Genomic DNA, 4362 nt, shown 5'->3' on the forward strand with positions numbered 1-4362 from the left:
CCATTCTTTATACCATTTAAGAGCGTCTTTATATTGACCTTCTTGAAGGTTTAAATCAGCAATTAACTTGATACCAACTACTTGCTCTGAGTCATTTAACACTTTTGCACTAACAGCTTTTTCGAAATATGGCAAAGACTCTTTGCCTTTACCTGAACCCGCCAACAACTTACCAATAAAGTTATCAGTAAACGCTCTATCAAAAGGCTCATCTGTCTCAATTTCTTTTAACAGTCTAAGAGCCTCTTTAACCCGAGCATCTTCAGTCATTTCTTCGTTGTTATAAGCATCTAAAGCTGCACCAACTTTTTTACCTGTACGTTGACTAGGAATATTAGTTTTAGCACGAACGTATCCAGGACACGCGATAGGCGCATTAGGAGCAGCTTTTTTTGCTTTAGCTTGTGCTGAAACTTGACTAGGTACTGCAATAGCGACAGTAAAGGCTGAAACCGCACATAAATGTTTAATATATTTATTCATCATGATTGATCCAACTTAAAGTCTAGTTGTACTGTAAGCCCAAACTGCTTCATTGGTTTACCGTTTTCGATCTTAGGTTTATATTTCCACTTACCTAATGCACGTCTGGCCTCTCGGTCAAATACACGTTTAGGATCTGCTTCAATAACCTTAACATCTTCAACTCCACCTACTTCGTTAATAGTGAACGACAGTTTTACCCATCCTTCTTTACCATCACGAGCAGCTTGAACAGGATATTTAGGTTCAATACGAACGATAGGTGTTGCTTCACCGTCACGCATTGCACCAACACTACCAATATCGATAGACGCTCCACCTACTGAAACAGTTGGCATATTAAAGCTCAACCCATCAGTGTTTGCATCAGCCACATCTGGTTCAACAGGTTGAATCTTAGGCGGTTGTTTAGGCGGCGGTGGTGGCGGCGGCGGTACGCGTTGACGTACTTGTGTCGCATCATCAGGTGTTGCCATGACTATATCTATAATCACCGTCTCTTTTGCTTTTTCAGCTGGACGTCCTGAGTTTTCAATTAGCTTTGCCATAATAACAAATAGAGCAAATGCAATAACACCACCCAGTAATATAGAAACTATTAATCGACCCATATTAACTACCTGCCGTTGCAATTGAGATACGATCTATACCCGCTGCTTTAATTTGATCCATCACTTCAACAACGATGCCATGTTCGGCATTTGTATCCGCTTGAATAATAATTACGTCAGAAGGTTGCTCGGCCATTAGACGATCTAGGTTAGCACGAACACTATCTACATCGATTATCCTTTTATCCATCCAAACATCTCCATCTTCTGTAACAGCGATAAAGATATTGGCGTTTTTAGGCATGACAGACAACGTACCATTAGGTTTATTTACTTCAACACCCGCTTCCTTAACAAAAACGGTCGTAACGATGAAGAAGATCAGCATGATAAACACTATGTCTAGCATAGGTGTCATATCAATCTCAGCATCTTCATCTTCTACTCTAATTTTTCGACCCATAAGATCCTCTCTTTAATGATGGGGTAGACTGTCTATCAACTTTGCTCTAGCAATTTTCACTTTAGCCTCTAAACGAGAACTAAAGAAAACGCCAGATAAAGCAGCAACCATTCCAGCCATTGTTGGAATTGTCGCCATAGAAATACCACCGGCCATTAGACGAGGGTTACTAGTACCCTGAGTCGCCATAGTCTCAAACACCCCGATCATGCCGGTAACAGTGCCTAAAAGACCAATTAGAGGACACATAGCAACAAGAGTTTTAATTAATAACATTCTTGCACTAAGGCCATCTGAAGCTTGCGAAATCCATGTGTCACGGATTCTATGCGCATACCATGAAGTAGTATCACTTCTAGCGTCCCAATTTGAGATAATTTCATCTCTAACTTTTGGGAACACTGAAGCTAAATACCAATAACGCTCTATCATCAAAACCCAGACTAAAAAGAGCGCTAATGCGACAACGTATAAAACGTTACCGCCGGTAGCGATAAAGTCCCTGACAGACTCCCATAGTTCTATCAGGTATATCATATTAAGCTTTCTCCGACTCAGCGTGAGTGGCGACTATGCCAGCTGTTTGCTCATCAAGAATATGTACAATTGACTTACTACGACCCGAAACAATGCTATGAGTCAATAATAATGGTAACGCTGCGATAATACCTTGAGCTGTTGTTACCAACGCCATTGAAATACTACCAGCCATCAATTTAGGGTCACCTGTTCCGAACAAAGTAATTTGTTGGAAAGTCAAAATCATACCTAATACCGTACCAAGTAGACCTAATAAAGGTGCGATAGCAGCAAAGATCTTAATCATGTTGATTCCACTATCAATTTTTGGCAATTCGCGCAAAATAGCTTCATCTAGTTTCAACTCTAAAGTTTCAACATCTGCAGCTTTATTTTCTTTATAAACCTGAAGAATACGACCAAGTGGGTTAGTAGCTAACGGGTTATCAATATTTTTAACCTGTGATTTAATTTTACCACTCACAATTGTTAATGTAATGATTTTGTATAAACCGATTAACAAACCAATTGCTAGCATAACTGTGATTACATAACCAACAACACCACCTGCATGATAACGCTCAGACATAGTTGCTTTTTCTTTCAACAAGCTAAGAATTCCGCCTTTTGAAGGATCCGCATAGAAAGCAGTGATACCTGAAGTAGCGGCTTTCATGTCTTGAGCTGATGCCAATAAATGAGAATCTGGTTGGCGACCTAAAGGTTGAACCATTTCAGCTTGGTCGTCATAAACTAAATAACCTTGCTCACCCACCAAGTTAAATGTACCAATACGGACCACTTCTTGTTGCTGAGAACCACCGTCTAAGCTAATAACTTCTGTTGTGAAGCGAGAAACTTGACCTGATTGAGTCATTTCTGTTTGTAAAGCAAACCATAAATCTTCTAATTCTTTAATATTAGGAAGACCTTTAGCTTCTTCAGACATACGTTTTAAGAAAGCACCACGACCAGGAAATTCTGCACTTACAATTGAAGTAGAGATTTGTCCGTATGCTTCAGCAGACGCTTGACGAACTACACCAAACATTTCACCTAAGTTACCAGTAGCTTGAGTAAGTTCTACTTCTTTCTCTGCTAAGGTTACTTCGTTGTCAGCAAATTGCTTCTGCAACCTGTCGCCACGAGACTTCTCTGCTTTAAGACTTGCTTGAGCCTTTCTTAAAAGAGCTTGTTTATCTGCACGAGCAGATTGAAACTCAGCTTCACGCTTTTTATTAATACGCGCTTCAGAAACACGATTTTTCTTAACTTCACCTAGCAAATCTTCTAGAGAGTTTGCAGCTTGAGCAGTTGAAGCAACTAAACTAATAGATGCAGCTGCTAATATAGATTTAAATACAGTTTTCATCAATATTACTCCGCAGCTGTAATTGGTAATTCAAGAAGATCAGGTGGCAATAATTTATTTGCCATTTTTACAGCTGTAACAACAGGTTTTAACCACTCGTCTTCAAGAGCATCCCATGTTCTAGTTGTATTATTCCAAACCCAAGCATTCTTTTGGTCAAGAGATAACGCTAACAAGGCTGTTCTGCCAAGGTTAAAGAAATCAACAGTCTGCTCAGTGCCTTGATAATCCAAAGTACCTTGCTCAGCTGTTAAATTACTGCCGTATTCATTTTCAATTTGATAAGCAGCAATAACTTGACGGAATCTTTCAGAAACAGTCACGTTAGAATTAGCCATAACATCTCTAAGACGTTCAACTCTATCTTTACGCTCTTGAAGTTTGATAGGTACATCTAGATCAATAAACTGCTCTAGGCTATCAATCATTCTGAACATCAATGGAACAATGCCTCTTTCAACACCTTCAATTCCATCTATTTGTGTTTGAAGTGAATCAATGCCACGCTGTTGATCTGCAACTAAAGTTGCTACGTAGTCATTATACACTTTCAATGTTTCTGTTTCGTCAACAACACCACGGTACTCAACAAACAACTCTTGAGACTGCTCATAAAGTTTGTTTATCTTTTCTTGGGACTTCGCTGCAGCCGTTTGAATTTTCGCTTCTTCTTTATGAAGGTCATTTAACGGGTCTGCAGAGACAACGGTGCTGCTACCAAGTGCTACGGCACTAAGGACGGCAGAAGCAATAAGGTTTCTCTTGCTCATTTTGGACATAATTCCCAACCAATATTTTATTTTGAATCCTCGCACTACTGTAAAGTAAGTATGCAAGGGCCTGTAAAACTCTGTTTGTTTTAGGGGCTTAGTAATAAAAATTAACACTAAGACCGAAGAATATTCACATGGATGCACGCAAATTGTCAAGGTTGAACTAGGGATGAAAGTTAACATTTAGTTAAATTTAATGAT

Annotated in this window: 6 protein-coding genes; all 6 read right to left on the reverse strand. The window is 39.3% G+C overall.

Translation table 11 applies throughout. The features are described from left to right. Positions 1-486, reverse strand: a 486-nt coding sequence (locus ACSHXM_RS21120; protein WP_435692274.1) for a tetratricopeptide repeat protein, incomplete at its 3' end; no start/stop codon positions are given. Further along, positions 483-1094: an energy transducer TonB gene (locus ACSHXM_RS21125; RefSeq protein ID WP_435692276.1), complete on the reverse strand. Its 612-nt coding sequence runs from the start codon at positions 1092-1094 to the stop codon at positions 483-485. The genes ACSHXM_RS21125 and ACSHXM_RS21120, both read right to left, overlap by 4 nt. Position 1095: 1 nt before the next feature. Then, the gene (locus tag ACSHXM_RS21130; protein ID WP_435692278.1) at positions 1096-1497 is read right to left on the reverse strand and encodes an ExbD/TolR family protein; all 402 of its coding nucleotides are present in this window, start codon (positions 1495-1497) and stop codon (positions 1096-1098) included. 12 nt (positions 1498-1509) lie between these two features. Beyond that, positions 1510-2034 carry a MotA/TolQ/ExbB proton channel family protein gene (locus tag ACSHXM_RS21135; protein ID WP_435692280.1) on the reverse strand — a complete coding sequence of 175 codons (525 nt, stop codon included), beginning with the start codon at positions 2032-2034 and terminating at the stop codon, positions 1510-1512. A 1-nt stretch (position 2035) separates the two neighbouring features. Beyond that, complete coding sequence (locus ACSHXM_RS21140) at positions 2036-3388, reverse strand: MotA/TolQ/ExbB proton channel family protein (protein ID WP_435692283.1); 1353 nt, start codon at positions 3386-3388, stop codon at positions 2036-2038. Positions 3389-3393: 5 nt separating this feature from the next. After that, positions 3394-4158, reverse strand: a complete 765-nt coding sequence (locus tag ACSHXM_RS21145; protein WP_435692285.1) for a DUF3450 domain-containing protein — start codon at positions 4156-4158, stop codon at positions 3394-3396. Positions 4159-4362 lie beyond the last annotated feature (204 nt).

This window comes from Paraglaciecola sp. (assembly GCF_051252315.1).
In the GTDB taxonomy this organism is placed as follows: Bacteria; Pseudomonadota; Gammaproteobacteria; order Enterobacterales; family Alteromonadaceae; genus Paraglaciecola.